Origin of the sequence: Paenibacillus xylanilyticus (assembly GCF_047246825.1) — a bacterium.
Taxonomy (GTDB): domain Bacteria; phylum Bacillota; class Bacilli; order Paenibacillales; family Paenibacillaceae; genus Paenibacillus; species Paenibacillus xylanilyticus_B.
The window spans coordinates 588,224-606,080 of sequence record NZ_JBFOLB010000002.1; the positions used below are offsets into that span (position 1 = coordinate 588,224).

General features: G+C 46.9%; 21 protein-coding genes. All 21 read right to left on the reverse strand.

Annotated elements, in window-relative coordinates; genetic code table 11:
- Window positions 1-27: 27 nt before the first annotated feature.
- Window positions 28-495, reverse strand: coding sequence for a YaiI/YqxD family protein (locus AB3N00_RS17345; RefSeq protein WP_413035689.1), 468 nt, complete (start codon window positions 493-495; stop codon window positions 28-30).
- A 218-nt stretch (window positions 496-713) separates the two neighbouring features.
- Window positions 714-2,792: a glycine--tRNA ligase subunit beta gene (glyS, locus tag AB3N00_RS17350; protein ID WP_413035690.1), complete on the reverse strand. Its 2,079-nt coding sequence runs from the start codon at window positions 2,790-2,792 to the stop codon at window positions 714-716.
- On the reverse strand, window positions 2,785-3,672 hold the full coding sequence (gene glyQ / locus AB3N00_RS17355; protein WP_175397498.1) for a glycine--tRNA ligase subunit alpha: 888 nt from the start codon (window positions 3,670-3,672) through the stop codon (window positions 2,785-2,787). The genes glyS and glyQ overlap by 8 nt, the downstream gene beginning before the upstream one ends.
- Window positions 3,673-3,891: 219 nt before the next feature.
- Entirely contained in the window at window positions 3,892-4,038 is a 147-nt protein-coding gene (locus AB3N00_RS17360) for a hypothetical protein (RefSeq protein WP_413035691.1), read from the reverse strand.
- A gap of 140 nt (window positions 4,039-4,178) precedes the next feature.
- Window positions 4,179-4,931, reverse strand: a complete 753-nt coding sequence (recO, locus tag AB3N00_RS17365) for a DNA repair protein RecO (protein WP_413035692.1) — start codon at window positions 4,929-4,931, stop codon at window positions 4,179-4,181.
- Between the two features lie 33 nt (window positions 4,932-4,964).
- Window positions 4,965-5,105, reverse strand: a complete 141-nt coding sequence (locus AB3N00_RS17370) for a YqzL family protein (RefSeq protein WP_175397496.1) — start codon at window positions 5,103-5,105, stop codon at window positions 4,965-4,967.
- Window positions 5,106-5,205: 100 nt separating this feature from the next.
- Window positions 5,206-6,105: a GTPase Era gene (era, locus tag AB3N00_RS17375; protein ID WP_413035693.1), complete on the reverse strand. Its 900-nt coding sequence runs from the start codon at window positions 6,103-6,105 to the stop codon at window positions 5,206-5,208.
- Window positions 6,106-6,139: 34 nt separating this feature from the next.
- Entirely contained in the window at window positions 6,140-6,553 is a 414-nt protein-coding gene (locus AB3N00_RS17380; RefSeq protein ID WP_413035694.1) for a cytidine deaminase, read from the reverse strand.
- Window positions 6,554-6,597: 44 nt separating this feature from the next.
- Complete coding sequence (locus AB3N00_RS17385; RefSeq protein ID WP_413035695.1) at window positions 6,598-6,969, reverse strand: diacylglycerol kinase family protein; 372 nt, start codon at window positions 6,967-6,969, stop codon at window positions 6,598-6,600.
- Window positions 6,969-7,466 carry an rRNA maturation RNase YbeY gene (ybeY, locus tag AB3N00_RS17390; RefSeq protein WP_413035696.1) on the reverse strand — a complete coding sequence of 166 codons (498 nt, stop codon included), beginning with the start codon at window positions 7,464-7,466 and terminating at the stop codon, window positions 6,969-6,971. The genes AB3N00_RS17385 and ybeY overlap by 1 nt, the downstream gene beginning before the upstream one ends.
- Window positions 7,467-7,500: 34 nt before the next feature.
- Window positions 7,501-9,750, reverse strand: coding sequence for an HD family phosphohydrolase (locus tag AB3N00_RS17395; protein ID WP_413036064.1), 2,250 nt, complete (start codon window positions 9,748-9,750; stop codon window positions 7,501-7,503).
- 15 nt (window positions 9,751-9,765) lie between these two features.
- Entirely contained in the window at window positions 9,766-10,737 is a 972-nt protein-coding gene (locus tag AB3N00_RS17400; protein ID WP_175397490.1) for a PhoH family protein, read from the reverse strand.
- A 6-nt stretch (window positions 10,738-10,743) separates the two neighbouring features.
- Window positions 10,744-11,937, reverse strand: coding sequence for a sporulation protein YqfD (gene yqfD / locus AB3N00_RS17405; RefSeq protein WP_413035697.1), 1,194 nt, complete (start codon window positions 11,935-11,937; stop codon window positions 10,744-10,746).
- A complete protein-coding gene (gene yqfC / locus AB3N00_RS17410) occupies window positions 11,934-12,227 on the reverse strand; it encodes a sporulation protein YqfC (protein ID WP_413035698.1) in 294 nt (97 codons plus the stop codon). The genes yqfD and yqfC overlap by 4 nt, the downstream gene beginning before the upstream one ends.
- Window positions 12,228-12,395: 168 nt before the next feature.
- Complete coding sequence (locus AB3N00_RS17415; protein WP_413035699.1) at window positions 12,396-12,995, reverse strand: hypothetical protein; 600 nt, start codon at window positions 12,993-12,995, stop codon at window positions 12,396-12,398.
- A gap of 13 nt (window positions 12,996-13,008) precedes the next feature.
- Complete coding sequence (gene floA / locus AB3N00_RS17420) at window positions 13,009-14,016, reverse strand: flotillin-like protein FloA (RefSeq protein WP_413035700.1); 1,008 nt, start codon at window positions 14,014-14,016, stop codon at window positions 13,009-13,011.
- Between the two features lie 161 nt (window positions 14,017-14,177).
- The gene (locus tag AB3N00_RS17425; protein WP_413036065.1) at window positions 14,178-15,518 is read right to left on the reverse strand and encodes an NfeD family protein; all 1,341 of its coding nucleotides are present in this window, start codon (window positions 15,516-15,518) and stop codon (window positions 14,178-14,180) included.
- 324 nt (window positions 15,519-15,842) lie between these two features.
- A complete protein-coding gene (locus AB3N00_RS17430; protein WP_413035701.1) occupies window positions 15,843-16,286 on the reverse strand; it encodes a GatB/YqeY domain-containing protein in 444 nt (147 codons plus the stop codon).
- 15 nt (window positions 16,287-16,301) lie between these two features.
- Window positions 16,302-16,475, reverse strand: a complete 174-nt coding sequence (rpsU, locus tag AB3N00_RS17435) for a 30S ribosomal protein S21 (RefSeq protein ID WP_005547957.1) — start codon at window positions 16,473-16,475, stop codon at window positions 16,302-16,304.
- Between the two features lie 175 nt (window positions 16,476-16,650).
- Complete coding sequence (locus tag AB3N00_RS17440; protein ID WP_413035702.1) at window positions 16,651-17,013, reverse strand: histidine triad nucleotide-binding protein; 363 nt, start codon at window positions 17,011-17,013, stop codon at window positions 16,651-16,653.
- A gap of 279 nt (window positions 17,014-17,292) precedes the next feature.
- Window positions 17,293-17,643 carry a hypothetical protein gene (locus tag AB3N00_RS17445; RefSeq protein WP_413035703.1) on the reverse strand — a complete coding sequence of 117 codons (351 nt, stop codon included), beginning with the start codon at window positions 17,641-17,643 and terminating at the stop codon, window positions 17,293-17,295.
- Window positions 17,644-17,857: the final 214 nt, after the last annotated feature.

A 17,857-nucleotide genomic window follows, 5' to 3' on the forward strand; every position in this document is an offset into this window, starting at 1 on the left:
TCAACACGTAAATATAATTCGCTAAACTTACACATTCTCCTGCAAATCTTTTAAAAGTTTTGTCAGTTTATGTTGAAAAATTTCCCGATCCTGCTCTGTGAAAGGCTTTGGGCCCTTCCCATAATGCCCTCTTTTTCGTGCTTTGGCGGCAGTATGACGGGAATCGAGCATAAAATCAATATCACGATCATTAAATTCGCGACCACGAAATGATAAAACATAACAACGTTTGCCAAGCGCGAGCGCAGCCAGTCCATAATCCTGTGTAATGACTACATCACAGGGCTTGATATGGTTGGCGATGTACAGATCCGCGCTCTGATCACTGCGGTCCACTTGCACCGTACGTACCCCTTCTCCGCCTTGAAGCAAATGATCAAAGGAAGATACCAACAGTACGGGGATATTAAAACGGCGGGCCGTTTCCGCAATCTCGGTTTTCACCGGGCAAGCATCACCGTCCACAACAATGTGGCGTACATTCAACTCACTCAACCTCAGGATCACCCGGTTTCATAAAATAGCTGCATATTGTAATATACGACTTCCGCCAGCCAAATTCCTTCTGACCAGTCAAGGTAAATCAAAGGCTAAAATACGGAACGGCTGTTAAAAATAAAACTCACAACCCGTTCCGTATATTTATACCCTCATATATCCTTCTTTAATACTGAATTTTATGCGTACCCTCTAACCCGATGGGGACGGGGTTATTATACTACCACCAATTTGGAGAAATCGGCAAATCCTTTCAAGTCACGGTCGATGGCTGCAAGCAGAGCCAGACGGTTTGCACGCACAGCCTCATCTTCAGCCATTACCATTACGGAATCAAAGAATGCCGTTATAGCTTCCTTCCAAGCCGATGCGATCGCCAGCGCTTCAGCAGCAGCGTGCTGCGAAAGGGCATTGCGATACTCCTCATTGGTTCTGCTCCATGCCTCATGCAACTGCCGCTCTCCCTCTTCGGTGAATAGTTCAGGATGCACAGAAGAATTGGAAGCTTTGGCAGCAAGATTGCCAACACGATTGAAGGACTCGACTGTCGTTTTAAACGCGTCTCCGGTTTGAACAGCCGCCATCAAGGCTTCACCTTTCGGAACGATTGCACTAATATCATCGAATCCGGCAGAAATCACCGCATCAACGACATCATAACGAACCGTCTCGGACAACAGTTTTTTCACACGAAGTCCGAAGAAGTCCTGCAAATCTTTACGAACCTCTTCGTCCGCACGTTTCAACAGATTCATCTGAGCATGTACCTTAAGCGCAACACCAAACACATCGGACAATGTCAGCGGAAGATTGTGATCCAGCAAAATTTGTACAATACCTGCGGCCTGACGACGAAGTGCGTAAGGATCCTGAGATCCGGTTGGGATGATATTGATGGAGAAACAACCTACAATGGTATCCATCTTGTCGGCAGCACTCACGATAGCACCTTCAAGCGAAGCAGGAGATTGATCCCCGGCAAAACGCGGTTGGTAGTGTTCAAATACCGCTTTGGCCACTTCTTCCTTTTCGCCTGCCTTGCGGGCATAATCCTCACCCATGACACCTTGCAGCTCAGGGAATTCACCCACCATCAGTGTAACCAGGTCAAATTTGCAGATATCAGCGGAGCGACTCACCGATTCGGCAACATCCGCAGAAACTTGCAGTTTGGCTGCGAGACCATCCGCAATTTTGCGAATGCGGCGCACTTTGTCACCCACTGTACCCAGTTCTTCCTGAAAGACGATGCTTTCCAGTTTGGACAGTGCGTCCTTGATTTCAAGCTTCTGGTCCTCCTCATAGAAGAACTTGGCATCGGACAAACGTGCACGCAGCACTTTTTCGTTACCTTTGGCAATCACATCAAGTGAATCACTGCCACCATTACGAACTGTTACAAAGTAAGGCAGTAATTGACCCTCACTATCCAGGACAGGGAAATAACGTTGATGCTCACGCATCGAAGTAATCAATACTTCCTGAGGGATATTTAAGAAAGAAGGATCGAATGTTCCGAACAATACGGTTGGTGTTTCCACGAGGAACAGTACTTCCTCCAGCAAATCTTCCTTAATCGCGATATCCCAATTTTTCTCAGCAGCAAGTGTCTGAATTTGGGATACAATCATCTGCTCGCGCTCCTGGATATCTGCGATAACATGTTCGGAACGCAGCACTTCAACATAAGAGGCAGGATTAGAGATCACGGTCTCTTTGCCGAGAAAACGATGTCCACGAGTGACGTTGCCAGATTTCACTCCAGCAACTTCAATCTCGATGACCTCACTGCCGAGCAGAGCGACAATCCAGCGAATCGGGCGCACAAATTTGAAATCATAGGAAGCCCAGCGCATGAATTTTGGAAATGTCATCGCGTGCAATATAGACAGCAAGCCTTCACCAATCACGGATGAAGTCTCCACGCCTTTGCTGCTCTTCGTTGCATAGATATATTCGACACCGCTCAGTTCCTTGAACGTAAACTGATCCGGTTCAACTCCTTGACTGCGGGCAAATCCCAGTGCTGCTTTGCTCCAGTTGCCGCTGTCATCAAGTGCAATTTTACGGGATGGGCCTTTTACTTCTTCCTCCACATCCTCCTGCTTCTCGGCAACATCCTGAATCAAGACTGCCAATCGACGCGGTGTAGCGTAAGCATTTACCTCACCGTGTGTTATGCGGGATGCATCCAGCCATTTCACGATACGATCCTGCAGCTGTTCAATCGCTGCGCGCATGAAGCGTGCAGGAACTTCTTCCAGACCAATTTCAAACAACAGATCCTTAGACATGCTCGGCTCCCCCTTTCTTGATCAGCGGGAAGCCAAGCTTCTCGCGCTCTTCCACATATGTTGCAGCCACTTGCCGTGCCAGATTGCGGACACGGGTAATGTAACCGGTACGTTCCGTTACACTGATTGCTCCACGCGCGTCCAGCAGGTTGAAGGTATGGGAACATTTCAGCACATAGTCATATGCCGGGAATACCAAATGCTGTGCCATAGCTTTGTTAGCTTCTTCTTCATGCATGTTGAAGAGGGTAAACAGCATTTTCACATCAGATACTTCAAACGTATATTTGGAGTGTTCGAATTCAGGCTGAAGGAATACATCACCATAGGAGATTCCCTCTACCCATTCCAGTTCAAACACATTTTCTTTTTCCTGGATGTAAGAAGCAAGACGCTCCATACCATACGTAATTTCAACGGCTACCGGATTTGTCTCAATTCCACCGACTTGCTGGAAATATGTAAATTGCGTGATTTCCATACCATCCAGCCAGACTTCCCAGCCCAGACCAGCGCAGCCAAGAGAAGGATTCTCCCAGTTATCTTCAACAAAACGGATATCATGCTTCAGTGGATCAATTCCCAGGCGTTTCAGACTTTCCAGGTAAATTTCCTGAATGTTGTCCGGTGAAGGCTTGATAATGACTTGGAACTGATGATGCTGGTACAGACGGTTCGGATTCTCTCCGTAACGTCCATCCGAAGGACGACGGGAAGGCTCTACATAAGCGACTTTCCAAGGTTCTGGTCCAAGCGAACGCAAAAAGGTCATTGGGTTCATCGTACCTGCCCCTTTTTCCGTATCATAAGGCTGAACAATAATACAGTTATGCTCGGCCCAGAATTGCTGCAGCGTTAAAATCATCTGCTGAAAATTCATAATCATGCTCCTTTTCAATGGGATTGTTGGCAAGCTTAGAACGCTTCGAATAGCACAAGATCAATCGAAGCCCGATGTTGGATGGACAAAGCTACGTTTTTGCGAGTGTTTTAAGTTTGAGGCCTGTTCTCCAGGGAAAACAATTCCACAATACAAAAAACCCTCGCCCTACGCCTGTTGTCCAGACGTAGGGACGAGAGCTATTCCCGCGGTTCCACCCTACTTGGCTTGTGTACAAAACAGGATAACCTGTTCACGCAAGCCCACTTTTCCGTGTCCATTCATGCTCCCGAGTGCCGTTTCACAGACCGATTCATCCCGGCTTTCACCATCCCAGGCTCGCTCAATCACCGTATTCAAGGCCATGCGGCCTACCTACGAAGAACATTAAATCAAGTCTCCTACTTTCTCGTTCAATGCATGTCTCCAAAAAGAGAAATTATAATCCATAATAAACAAAAAAGATTGCAAAGTCAAGATAATTGTGATCCACTGAAAACAACTTGTTAAATCCCGTATTTCTCCATCTGATCGAGAAAAGAACGGGTTTTTAAATTGAGACCGAGCTGATGATCCATGAAGGCTCTCATAATCTTCTTCATTTCATCTCTTGTGCTCTCGCTGACAGATATGTTGCCCAATCGCTGCAAATCCAGCTGTGCAAACAATCGCAGTAATCTCAGAGCTTTGGGACTTACAGACAAAGCCGGCGGGTCAAAGTGTTTACATGCTCTGCACAGAACCCCACCCAACCTCGGGCTAACAAACAACTGCTCATCCGGCCGCTCTTGACCACATGAAATGCAGTCATCAAGTGACGGGCCGTAGCCCGCCGCCTGTAATATTTTCATCTCATAAAGACTAGTAATGACGGTCGGATCCTTCTCTTCCTTTAACGCTTGTAGACAAGCCTTTAACTGTTTGAACCAGAATGCACCTGTCTCCTCATCCTGCAGAACCCGATCCAGCAGTTCACATGCGTAGGATGCATAAGCGGCTTTGACCAGATCTTCCCGCAGCTCATGATACGACTCGATGATTTCGCCCGCATTCAGTGTTCCGAGGCCCGTGTTCCGAAAATATACGTATTGGCCATACGTAAACGGCTGCACTAATGCAGCATGTCGGCTTTTGGGCTTTTTGGCACCACGGACGAGCACACCTACTTTTCCACCGCTTTCGGTGCAAAGCGTAATAATTTTGTTTCCCTCGCCGTAGTCCATGCTGCGGATGACAATCCCTTCCACCCTGTATAGCATGCCTCGTCACCTAACCATTCCCGAATTAGCCAATTAACCTTCGGCTTCTTCATCTTCTATCACTTCCCCTGCAGTATCAGACTCCTGTCCTGTTGAAGCACAAGCCTCGGTATATAACAAATAGGACTCCACATCCCCCGTCATTGCAAAAACCTTCCACGAAAAATCTCGCATCAGAATTTCATCCTCTCATCAGAAATGACGTCTGCATCTACCTGTAGGATGGAGTCTTGCAAGGCAAACTATGTGTTGCAATTAATGGATACTGAATTATTTATTCGCGACCGAAGCCTAAATCACGCAGCACGCGATCCTGATTTCTCCAGTCCTTTTTCACCTTAACCCATAGGTCCATGAAGATTTTTGAACCCAACAGGTTTTGAATATCCGTTCTGGCTCGCTTGCCTACTTCTTTCAATAGAGCACCCTGCTTGCCGATAATGATCCCCTTTTGCGAATCACGCTCGACAAAAATAACTGCCGAAATGTACACAACCCCGTTGTCCTGAACTTTCATATCCTCAATGGTTACAGCAATGGAGTGTGGAACCTCTTCCCGAGTCATTTGCAGAATTTTCTCCCGAATCAGCTCCGCACAAACGAACTGTTCCGGGTGGTCGGTAATTTGATCTTCCGGATAGTACTGCGGCCCTTCCGGCAAGTACTTGCCGAGCTGTTCCAACAATGTACTCACATTGCTGCCAAGCTTGGCGGAGACGGGCACGATCTCAGCAAAATCATGCAGTTTGCGATACTCCTCAATAAGCGGCAGCAGCGCTTCCGGTTCGATTTTGTCAATCTTATTCATGACCAGAATGACAGGTGTTCGTACATTTTTAAGCTGTTCAGCGATGTAACGATCACCACCCCCCATTCCCTCGGAAGCGTCAATCAGGAACAAGGCTGCTTCCACTTCCCCGAGCGTATTCAGAGCAGTCTGATTCATGTAGTCGCCCAGCTTCGATTGACGTTTATGAATCCCTGGTGTATCCAGGAATACAATTTGTTTGTCTTCGGAGGTGTACACTCCATGTATTTTGTTTCGAGTGGTTTGCGGCTTGTCTGACATAATTGCTATCTTTTGTCCAATGACCTGATTCATCAAGGTTGATTTACCAACATTGGGACGTCCAACAATGGCTACAAAACCCGATTTAAATGCTTGTTTTTTCATATGTTCCTCCTCAGGCGCCTAGGCCTGGAATGTATTATTTTTTAGCAAAGTCCAGATCCGAAGGACCAAAAGCCCATGGCAGCAGCTCAGCAACTGTAGTCTCCTGCAGATCACCCTTAAGGTTGCCCATAATGACTTTCATATCCGGTTCACACAACTCAATCATGACCTGACGGCACACACCACATGGAGCAATCGGGCCTTCTGTATCCCCGACAACAGCAATCGCCTTGAAGCTGCGGGGCTGATGCCCGCCTGCGATCGCACTGAAAAGGGCTGTTCGTTCAGCACAGTTGCTCGGTGTATAGGCAGCATTTTCAATGTTGCATCCGTGATGCACATTGCCTTCACTGTCCAGCAGTGCCGCTCCTACGCCAAAATGGGAATAAGGTGTATATGCTTTTGCACGTGCCTTAATGGCTTCTTGCATGAGCAGTTTGTTATCCATAATCCAATCTCTCCCTCAGGTTAAATCTGAAATTAAACTTGTATTTATAGCAAACCAAGCCAGTTCAACACCGGTTTGCCGAACACCATACATCCGATGACTACGGCGAACACCGCAGCCAGCAAAACTGCGCCAGCCGCGGTGTCTTTCGCCGCTTTTGCAAGCGGGTGAATATGCGGATGTGCCAAATCCACCGCTGCCTCCACGGCAGTGTTCATTAATTCTGTCACCATTACCAAAAAGATGGCTGCCAGTACAAACATCCAGTCTGTCCTGGAAATTCCGAAAACAAATCCGGCCGAACACATGATGACGGCTACTCCCGAATGAACCCTAACATTTCGCTGTGTCCGAAAACCGTATACGATTCCTTCTGCCGCATTGCGGAACACCAGACTCCAGGAGCGCCCTTTCATTATCGTGTCAACCCGGCCTGGGCCAATACAGCTTCTTGTTTGCCCATCATTTCAGCTTCACTTGCTTCGTCCTGATGGTCGTATCCGAGCAGGTGCAGGAAACCATGCACAAACAGGAAACCAAGCTCACGTTCAAATGAATGCCCGTATTCCTCACTTTGCAGGATCGTGCGAGGAACGGAAATAATGATGTCACCAAGAACGTCAGGCATCTCTTCCATCTCTTCATCCTCATCCAGTTCATAGATGATATCCAGTTCCTCGTCCATCGTCTCATTCATCGCAAAAGACAACACGTCTGTCGGACGATCGATTCCGCGGTAATCCCGGTTCAGCTCATGAATCTGTGCATCATCCACAAAAGTCAGGGCAACCTCTCCGTCCGCAACGCCCTCTGCTTCCCCGGCAAGGTTCAGCAGCTGCTCCAGCATTGCAATCATCGGCTCCGTAATTTCTTTATCCTGTTGTTCATTATTCCATGTTAGGTTAAGACTCATTCTTTCATAACTCCTGTCTGCTCATAATAGTAAGTCAACCCGCTTCAGGTGAAGTCGGTTTCGGTTTCTTGATCTCTTCCGGGTATTCAATTCGGGAGTGGAAAATACCCATTACCGTTTCTTTCAGCGTCTTAGCTACGATGTCCAGCTCACGCATTGTCAGATCACAGTCGTTGAACTGATGATCATCGAGACGCCCCTTGATAATTTTCTCAATCATGGATTCCACTTGTTCCACGGTCGGTTTGCGCAGGGAGCGTACTGCAGCTTCTACGCTGTCCGCGATTCCGACAATAGCAGATTCCTTGGATTGAGCTTTTGGACCCGGATAACGGAAATCCTCTTCCGTAAAATCAGGCGGGACTCCCGCTTCCTCGGCTTGGCGCAGCGCTTTGTGATAGAAGTAATGGAGAAAGGTCGTACCATGATGCTGTTCGGCGATATCCCGAATTGGTTTTGGCAGCTTGTAATCCTTCTGCATTTCCACACCATCCCGTGCGTGTGCAACGATAATCGATTTGCTCAGTTTGGGATCAATGGAATCATGCGGGTTCTCCATATTGTTCTGATTTTCAATAAAATATATCGGTCGCTTGGTCTTGCCAATATCATGATAATACGAACCTACCCGACAGAGCAGACCATTTGCTCCTATAGCTTCCGCTGCGGCTTCAGACAGGTTTCCTACCATCACACTGTGATGATAAGTGCCCGGCGTTTCTGTCAGCAATTTGCGCAGTAACGGATGGTTCGGATTAGACAGCTCAACCAGCTTCAACGCTGACAATATGCCGAACGATGTTTCGAAAAACGGCATAAGCCCGATAACGAGGATCGCCGTTAATACACCGCCTGCAAACGCAAATCCGACACCGTACAGCGTAGTTGTCCGGTTCCAGTCGCCTGTGTCGATCAATGACAGTGTAAACACGGCAATTGAACCAAACAGGCAGACCATAATGGCACCTTTTAAAATGGTGGATCGCTGACTTGCCCGGTATGTCGCAAATATGGAAACAAAAGAAACCAGCACCGCGAAGAAACCGAGTTCAAAATCAAAAATCTGCCCCTGGTGTGTATTTAAGATGATGCTTGACAACATGCCAACAATGATTGAACAAACAAAAGCAAGTGATGTATCCAGCAGTAAAGCAATTAACATCGCACCAACCGCGACCGGTGCAAGAAAGCCCACGTAGGACCTGTCTGCTGTCTGGATGAATGCTGTCACATGCATAACCACGATCGTAATAATGAAGATAAGTACAAGCATCAGCAGCTGTGCGTTGTTATATTTGAAATGGGTTCCGCTGTATTGCTGAATATACATCAGAATTGCTGCCGATAACAGACAAGACAGCATGAGCAGGCCCAACTGCGGCCAGTAGTTCACTTCGTTTTTCAGCAAATCATTCTCATCAAGCAGCGTATAGATCTCGGGAGTGATCGTTTCACCTTTGGCAACCAAAGTTTCCCCCTGCTTGATATAGACCGTTTGTGTATTCTCACGAGCCTGCACCTTGGCTTCCTTCGTTCCCTCTTCATCATAAAAGCGGTTGGATGTCACCACGAGACGAGCAAGCTCCTGAACCACCTCACGCTGTGTGCGCTTGCTTAGAGAGCTGACACTCACCATCTCTGCCACTTTTGCTCGTGCCGTTGTAGCATCGCTGATCTGATCCGTCATTAACCTGGAGACAATATCCCGGGCAACGGACTTCATCTCCTGGATATCATCGGAGGTCAAGCGTGAAATCTTGATATAGGTTTCTTCCGGAATCCGGTAACTTTGCTCCTGCACCACGTTTCTGATCTCTTCCAAAAGAGTTTCGGAGTATGTACCCGCTTTCCGATTGTTGTTGATAAAGTTGGACACAAAGTCCTTCTGGCGCTGCGGAATCTCATCACGATAGATGTCAATCTTGTCCTGACTGGAAATCTGATCATCCTGATTCAGACGATCAATACGATCCAGCAGGGTGGTCATCAAATTTTCGTTTCGCAGCTGCACAATCTGAAAGATCGGCTGTACACGTTCAGCAGCTTCTTCCTGCGCTTTTAGTGTAGCCTTCGTATTTGGAATCTGCATCGGCGCAGCAATATCCACTTCACTCCGTGTGCCTTCCTGAATATCATACCGCTCGGGGAGCAGCTTCGAAGCTAGACTCACGTAGAAGAGAATCACCAGAAACAAAAACAGAAGATAGCGTGCCCACACGCTATACTTCCATCCTGTAGCTCTATTCTGAAAAGATTTGCCTTTTGACAGTTCCTTCGAGGTCACCTTAGACAATCCCTTCTATTCTTGATTTTCTGCGGCGTGGTTGTATGCAACGATAATTTTTTGGACAAGGGAATGCCGTACAACATCCTGCTCGGCAAAATAGACAAATCCAATCTCTTCAACTTCACTGAGTATCGTTTTCGCTTCCACAAGCCCGGACTTTTTGCCGCGAGGTAAATCAATTTGTGTCACGTCTCCGGTGATGACCATTTTGGAGCCAAAACCAAGACGGGTCAAAAACATTTTCATCTGTTCAGGTGTCGTATTCTGAGCTTCATCCAAAATGATGAATGAGTCATCAAGTGTACGTCCCCTCATATATGCGAGTGGCGCAATCTCAATCAAACCGCGTTCCAGTGCCTTGGCCGTCTGCTCCTGCCCCATCACATCGTACAAGGCATCATACAAAGGCCGCAAATAAGGATCAACCTTTTCCTGAAGATCTCCAGGCAGGAAACCAAGGCTCTCACCCGCTTCAACAGCAGGCCTTGTAAGCACAATACGTTTGACGCTTCCTTCCTTGAGTGCTGCAACCGCCAGCACAACCGCCAGGTAGGTTTTGCCTGTACCGGCAGGACCGATCCCGAATACGACGTCGCGTTTCTTAATTGTCGTTACATAGTGTTTCTGTCCAATGGTTTTGACACGGATCGGTTTGCCACGATAGGTCGTTGTAATCTCACCCTTGAACAGGTCGAGAAGCTGGTCTGCACGCAGATCCTTCGCCAGTTCAATTGCATAGCTGACGTCCCTTTCGGTTAACACATACCCATTACGTACCAATTGCAGTAACACATCGAATAATTGTTCAAGCGATTCCACATGCTTCGTGCTGCCATGAATGACAATCTCCGCTTCACGAGAAGCGATCTGTGCGGGAATCTCGGATTCAATCAGTTTCAGAAAAATATCTTGGGGTCCAAAAAGAGATTGACCCTCTCCCGCACTCTGGAGGGAGATTCGTATGCTGCGTGTTTGCTCTGACAAATAGCCTCATTCTCCTTGACTATGGACTAGCGGAAGTTCTTCCGCAATGCTTTCTTCCACTTCAAATAATACTTTCATATAAACTTTACCATTCTCTTTCTTCTCATGCAAAATTTTTTCACTTAAAATTTTTGTCCCCTTGCCATTTTTGGCGATTATATCGTTTCTGGCTCCCTCTAGTCCTTTTGTTCTGGCCCATTCCACCGTCTGCTGCTCTTCCTGTTCCCTGGTCTCCATATCGGTCTCGGTCAACCATCCCATAGGAAGCGTGAAAGACCGCCACGTCAGCGGCTTATGGTCACTTGCCGTATTAAAGGAACTGAACGGAGTCTTGCCATATCCCCAGAGCTGCACAGCCCAATTGCCAAGCACAATATAGAAACGTTCCTTACTCTCTCCTGTCATCGTGTTATGTTTCTGAACCAGGGGGACTTCCACCTCATATTCACGCCATACGAGCCCGCGAACCTCGCCTTTGGCCACCACATTCTCCGTATTCTCTTCATCCCCCAGAATACCCGATATCAATACCTGCCCTTTCTTGACGCGCATGTCCTTCTGTACAACCGGACGTCCCTGTTCTGCGTAGATTTGGGTAACGACCGCATCCGACTTGCTCACCAAGTGTCTAGGATTCAACAGTGGTTCACGCTGAGGCTGTGCAGATTCCACGACCTGAATGGTAATGGTTGTCCCCTCTTTGCTCACACCAATCCAGGTTACATCCGGTATTGCCAATGCCAGCTGCCTGGAGAGCTTGTCCTGACTTTGCAGCCGGAAACCCCATTGGAAAGGGTAGATCCCTTCTTTTTTAGCTGCAGCAAGCACCACATCGGTTGGAATTTTCACATTTCCTTTCACTTCCACATTCCAAATCATTGATGATAGTGCAAACATCGCAATTACGAACAACACCATGCCCCCAAGGAAGAACTTTCTTTTGAGTAATCGGGCTATAAAAAAAGGAATCCCGCTTCGATGCGTCACTTTCACCCTGCAGCCTGTCCGTTTCAACAAAGGACGCAGCCTAAAAAAATGCGGCAGCAGAATGTTCATTTCTGCCTTGCGTCCATCATGGGCACGCAGGTTCCACACTTCCAGTCCCTGCTCTGCCACCATGTTGATCAGCGCTTCGATGTCCCCCCCAGTGACCGTGATTCGGACTGCACCTCGCAGTTTATACAGACTGGGCTGTTTCATCCGTTCCCCTCCGCTCCATTCATATGTATATCCAGAATCGTTCCTTCAACCGCCACTTCATCCGGCAAAATATTACGAATCATCAAATCGACCCCTTTAATTTCTAATTGTCCTTGGGATAACGCCAGAACAATGCGATTCGGCGTAAAATGGATCACACCGCGATGATTTTCTATATACAATTGTTTGCTGCCGATCAGGGTTAACCGTGGCATATCATAAAGCACATCCTGCGGCAAATCCAGCACCTCACTGGTCCATCTGCGCAGCTTGCGGCTGATCCGGGTCATACGAAGGTCTTCCCCCTTCCTCTACAGTTCAACTTATGCGGAGAGACATGATTTTATGAAAACTACGGCTTGTGTTAGATCATAAATTCTAAAAAAAAGGAGGACACAGCAAAAAGCCGTCTCCGGCATGTTGCTCACCAGAAACGGCTTTTTCCTGTTAATTTCTTATTACAACTTACCCCTCGAGCCAAAAGGCTGCTTCGAACGCGGAGGACCTAACACTTCAGCCCATAACACACCGCTTCGAATATCTTCTTTGCGTAAAAGCGACTGCCCCGATTCACCAATTGAGGGTTCATCCCAACTGGTATCTGACACTACAGGTGCTTTAGCAGAAGAAAAGCGATTCAGCCTCTTTTGGATCAATTGCTGCTGTCTTTCCATTTCTTCCATTTGTCGTTCAAGCGAGCTTTCCATCCCACCGATTAAGTTTTTCCCACCAAAATCGTTGCCTTGGCGAGATGATGCCGCAGGCTCAGGATACGGCTGATCATATCGATCATCGTACTGGTCATCCTCGTACGGATTATCGTCGTCATAAGACTCATCATAACGGGTATCACCAGCAGATTGCTGAGTCGCTGTTTGTGACGGGGAGCGATCATTCCGGTCCACTTCTCCGCTTCCTCCGAAAGTAGGCATTCCGTTATTGGGACGCCTCTTGTTTGGGTCAGCCGATTTGGCTGCTTTTCCAAGGAAGGAAAAGAGCGCAAACCCAACGACTGCCACAATATACAGATTATCAAAAATCCATTCAAATAGGCCCATGTATACTCACCGCCTATCTTTCGTTTTTGGAATCACCCTGATTATTGGAGTTACCTTCACCAGGTTTTCCTAATGTGTTACGCATTTGTGTGTCTGCTTCAATATTTTTCAGGTTCATATAATCCATTACGCCAATTTTACCGCTTCGCAAAGCTTCTGCCATTGCTAGTGGTACTTCGGATTCAGATTCAACCACACGCGCTCTCATTTCCACTACGCGCGCTTTCATCTCTTGTTCTTGGGCTACGGCCATCGCGCGGCGTTCTTCGGCTTTTGCCTGTGCAATACGTTTATCCGCCTCAGCCTGCTCGGTTTGCAGGAATGCACCAATGTTTTTACCTACATCTACGTCCGCAATATCAATGGACAAAATCTCAAAAGCAGTCCCTGAATCCAGACCTTTAGACAATACGGTACGGGAGATCAGATCCGGGTTTTCCAGAACCTCTTTGTGTGAATTGGAGGAACCATTCGTACTGACGATACCTTCACCGACACGGGCAATAATTGTCTCTTCACCAGCACCACCGACGAGTCGATCAATGTTTGCACGAACTGTAATTCTAGCTCTTACATTGACTTCAATACCATCTTTGGCTACCGCAGATACAACTGGAGTTTCAATGACACGCGGGTTGACACTCATTTGTACAGCCTGCAAAACATCTCGACCCGCAAGGTCGATCGCAGCAGCACGCTCAAATTCGAGTGGAATGTTTGCACGCTGTGCGGCAATCAAAGCGTTGACAACGCGGTCCACGTTACCACCGGCAAGAAAATGGCTTTCCAGTTGGTTCATAGAGATTTGAAGACCGGCTTTGGTTGCTTTAATCATTGGATTTACGATTCGGCTAGGTGTTACACGTCTCAGTCGCATCGCTACCAGTGTAATAATTCCGACACGCACACCGGATGCAATAGCCGAGATCCAGAGCATTACTGGGAAAAAGCTGAAGAATACGCTCAATACGATAATGGCAACTACCGCAACGAGCAAAACCGTAATCAAGGTTGGTTCCATAGACAAAATTCCTCCATTTGCACTTTAATTTTGTAAAAATCATCATAACAGATCTCAGATATTATGCTGCTAATTTTAGAAAATCACCATTCAGCAAGCAGCACTGCCACATGGTTATGTACACTGCCGAAGCCCACAAGAACTCCGGCAAAACAAGCGGTTTACACCGGCAAAGCTTGCTGGACCACAATCCGGGTACCTTCGGCTTTAACCACAATAATCGGTGTATCAACTGGAATAAAATCTCCGTCCGAAACCACATCGACCCGTTCCCCATTAAACAATGCTGTTCCAGATGGACGAAGCGGAGTCAGGCTGATCCCCTGAAGACCAATCAGTTCTTTACGTTCTGTCGCAGATGAATAACCTCGATCAGCAGACATTTTGTCACTCAGTATAAATCGATTCCATATGCCCCTGTCCTTAAACAGAATCACCACGATGGCTATAACCACTAGCGCTGCTCCGAAAGCAATCCCCAGTGATACAAACGCATCACTTGTGTCATATGCCGCACGCACAACACCGGCCACAAGCGCAATGGATCCCAGTATCCCCAGAATACCAAAGCTTGGAATAAACATCTCCAGAATCATCATGATGAGTCCAACAGTAAAGAGTATCCAGGTCTCTGCTCCAGCAAAACCGGCAATGTAGTTCCCTGAGAAGTAGAGAATGAAGCAGACGATACCCACAATACCAGGCACTCCAAATCCAGGTACGATCAATTCAATGACCACGCCGGCAATCCCCAAAAACAGAAGTACAGTCATGACAACAGGATTGGTCAGAAAAGCAGAAATATTCTCTGCTGCAGTTCTCTCTACAGTGAATACATCATCCTGACTGTAACCAAGCCAGGCTGCCGCTTCTTCCGGAGTTTCGCTGATATGGTCCGCATATCCCACTTTCAGCGCTTCCTCGGCAGACAAAGCAATAATTTCACCCTTCTGCTTCGTTTTATTGATCTCCGGCATTTCCACAACCATGTTCACATCGGTCATTCCCGCTGCAATATTGCCGTCACGGCCGCCCTGTTCCGCTGCTCCCTGCATTTTGCTCTTCCAGAATGCAACCAGCTTCGGATCATCGACATGTTTGCCCGTGCTGTCTACCATCGCTGCCGCACCAATCATGCTGCCTGGCGACATTACGATCTTATCTGCATTCAAGGCCAGAAAACTTCCAGCCGAAGCAGCATCTCCACGGACAAAAGCAACAGTCTGAACAGGGCTTCCCTTAATCAGGTTACCCAGTTCTTCCGCAGTGTCGACACGTCCTCCCGGCGTATTGATATCGAGAACAATCAGGCCAGCGTTCATCGCTTCGGCTTCCTTGAAACCACGCTCCATGAACTTGCCTAAACCCTGCTCGATTGGTTTATCAACCGGAATAATATATACGGCGCCGCTCTTTTCAGCTGCATGTGCAGACGGCGATCCAACCAAGACAGGAAGCAGCAGCGTCAGCAGCATCATGAGCAACAATGGCCCCGCAAGCATCTTCCGGCGCTTTCCCTTCACAATAATCCCCCCTTTTCCATTATTGTTATACTGTCCAGCTTATGGTATTTATTACGTACAATGCAACATTTCGTTTCAAAATCTTAAAATTATATTTGAAAGTCGGAGGAATTGCAAGAAATTAAATCTAAAATTATGTATTATAACCATTTTAAAGTAAAATTTTGAACTCTTTTCAAACATGCGCTGTGTATCACAGACTATTATGTTAACTCTTTCGTTTTAATAATGAACCAATTTTATCAAAACGGTAAACAGGAAAAAACACCCCCTGACAAGTCAGGAGGTGTTTATTGATTTGCTTTATTGCAGAAATTGTTGAACTGCTTGATTAACCAGTTTGCCGTCCGCTTTGCCTTTCACTTTCGGCATAAGGGCCGCCATGACTTTCCCCATCTCGGCTTTCGAAGAAGCACCGGTTTCCTGGATGGTCTGCTGTACAATAACTTTAATTTCTTCTTCGGTAAGCTGTACGGGAAGGTACTGACCAATTATATCAATTTCCGCTTTTGCATTTGCCGCGAGTTCTTCACGGCCCGCTTTGTCAAATTCTTGGAGGGCATCTTTGCGCTGTTTGATTTCACGACTCAGGATATCAAGCACTTCGTTGTCATCCAAAGTTCTTTTCAAATCTATTTCAAGATTCTTGATCGTCGAACGAATCAACCGAATGGTGGAGAGCTTGAACTTGTCCTTGCTCTTCATCGCTTGCTTCATATCTTCGTTCAATCGTTCGCTAAGATTCATGTTGTTCAAATCCTCCTAAAACTTTCTCTTACGAGCAGCCTCGGACTTTTTCTTGCGCTTTACGCTTGGCTTCTCATAATGCTTACGTTTCTTCACCTCAGCCAAGACGCCATCTTTAGCGATGGAACGTTTAAAGCGACGAAGTGCAGCATCAATAGTCTCGTTTTTGCGAACTTTAGTTTCAGACACCAGTTTTCCCTCCCTCCGACCAGACCGTCCAAGAGCAATAACACGGTTCATCACCTTTCATTATAGGCGAAAGGTAATAAACGTGTCAACCTTAACGTAATGATCACTTTATTTTAAACGAATCACAGTGCTATCTCAATCTCATTTGAGGAAAAAAAGCATAGCAATCGACCCATTATTGTTTGTGCGAATCCGACAGGCTTGTCAGTGCACCAAGTCTGGTGCCTCCAAGCAGATGATAGTGCAGGTGATGGACAGTTTGTTCTCCATCCTTGCCGCAGTTATTAATCAAACGATAACCGGACTCATCGACCCCAAGACGTCTCGCTGCTTCCTGTGCTGCCAGATGAATCTCGCCAATCAGCGGTGTATCAGCTGGTGTCACATCATTCATCGAAGCAATATGTTTCTTCGGAATAACGAGAACATGTGTCGGTGCAGCGGGCTGGATGTCATGAAAGACAACCACATGGTCATTCTCCAGAACTTTGTTGGAGGGAATGCTGCCCTCTACAATTTTGCAAAACAAGCAATCCATTGTTCATACCCTCCTTTGATTTTTAAAGATTTATGTATACTCCTCCATCATACCGGAAGTGAAAAGTGACGTCCAATCTCACATGAAAAAATCATTTTATAATCAACCAAACTATAACAACATCCAGCATGCCATCGAATGCTGAATACATTCCTCATGCTTCGATCCTTCAATGAATATTATAAAAAACCTTTCTGCACCCCGGCGGACCGTGTTATGTCCTTAAGGATGAGAAAGGTTCTAGGAATTGTTTTACATTCCCTGCTATGCAATCACTTATCAATAATATGGCAGTAAAGTTAATGCGGCCAGCCCGAACAAAGGAAGGACCAGTCTGTTAAAACGTCTCCGACCGTAACCGTAGTATGGATAGGGATATGGATACGGGTACCCGTATCCCGGATAGAATCCGCGAGCATGAGGGGCAGGATAGCCTGCTCCTGGCATTGCGTTTGGTCCCCAGTTTGCATGATTCGCTGCGGCTTCAGGACCGACAGGGACAGCCAAATAAATCATGTCGTCATCCACATTTTCCATGATTCCATCATAATGGCTTCCGTCCTTCATCTGCACACAAACATAACGATGCATGTGTTCCTTGCATAATTTCTTCGCTTCCACCTTTTCCACTTCAGTACGCCTCCCTTATTGTGCTTCATCACCCTTCCATGGTATTCAGATCTGGGCGAATTGACACTCAAGGATCACGCAAAAAAGAAGTACCCCGTGAGCAGATTTCGAATGATATCTGCTGCCACGGACGTCTAATCAGGAAGCTTCCTGATCAAACGTCCGCCGGGGTACTTAATATAAGGTATGTCGGCTTGACTGTAGTATAACAGCA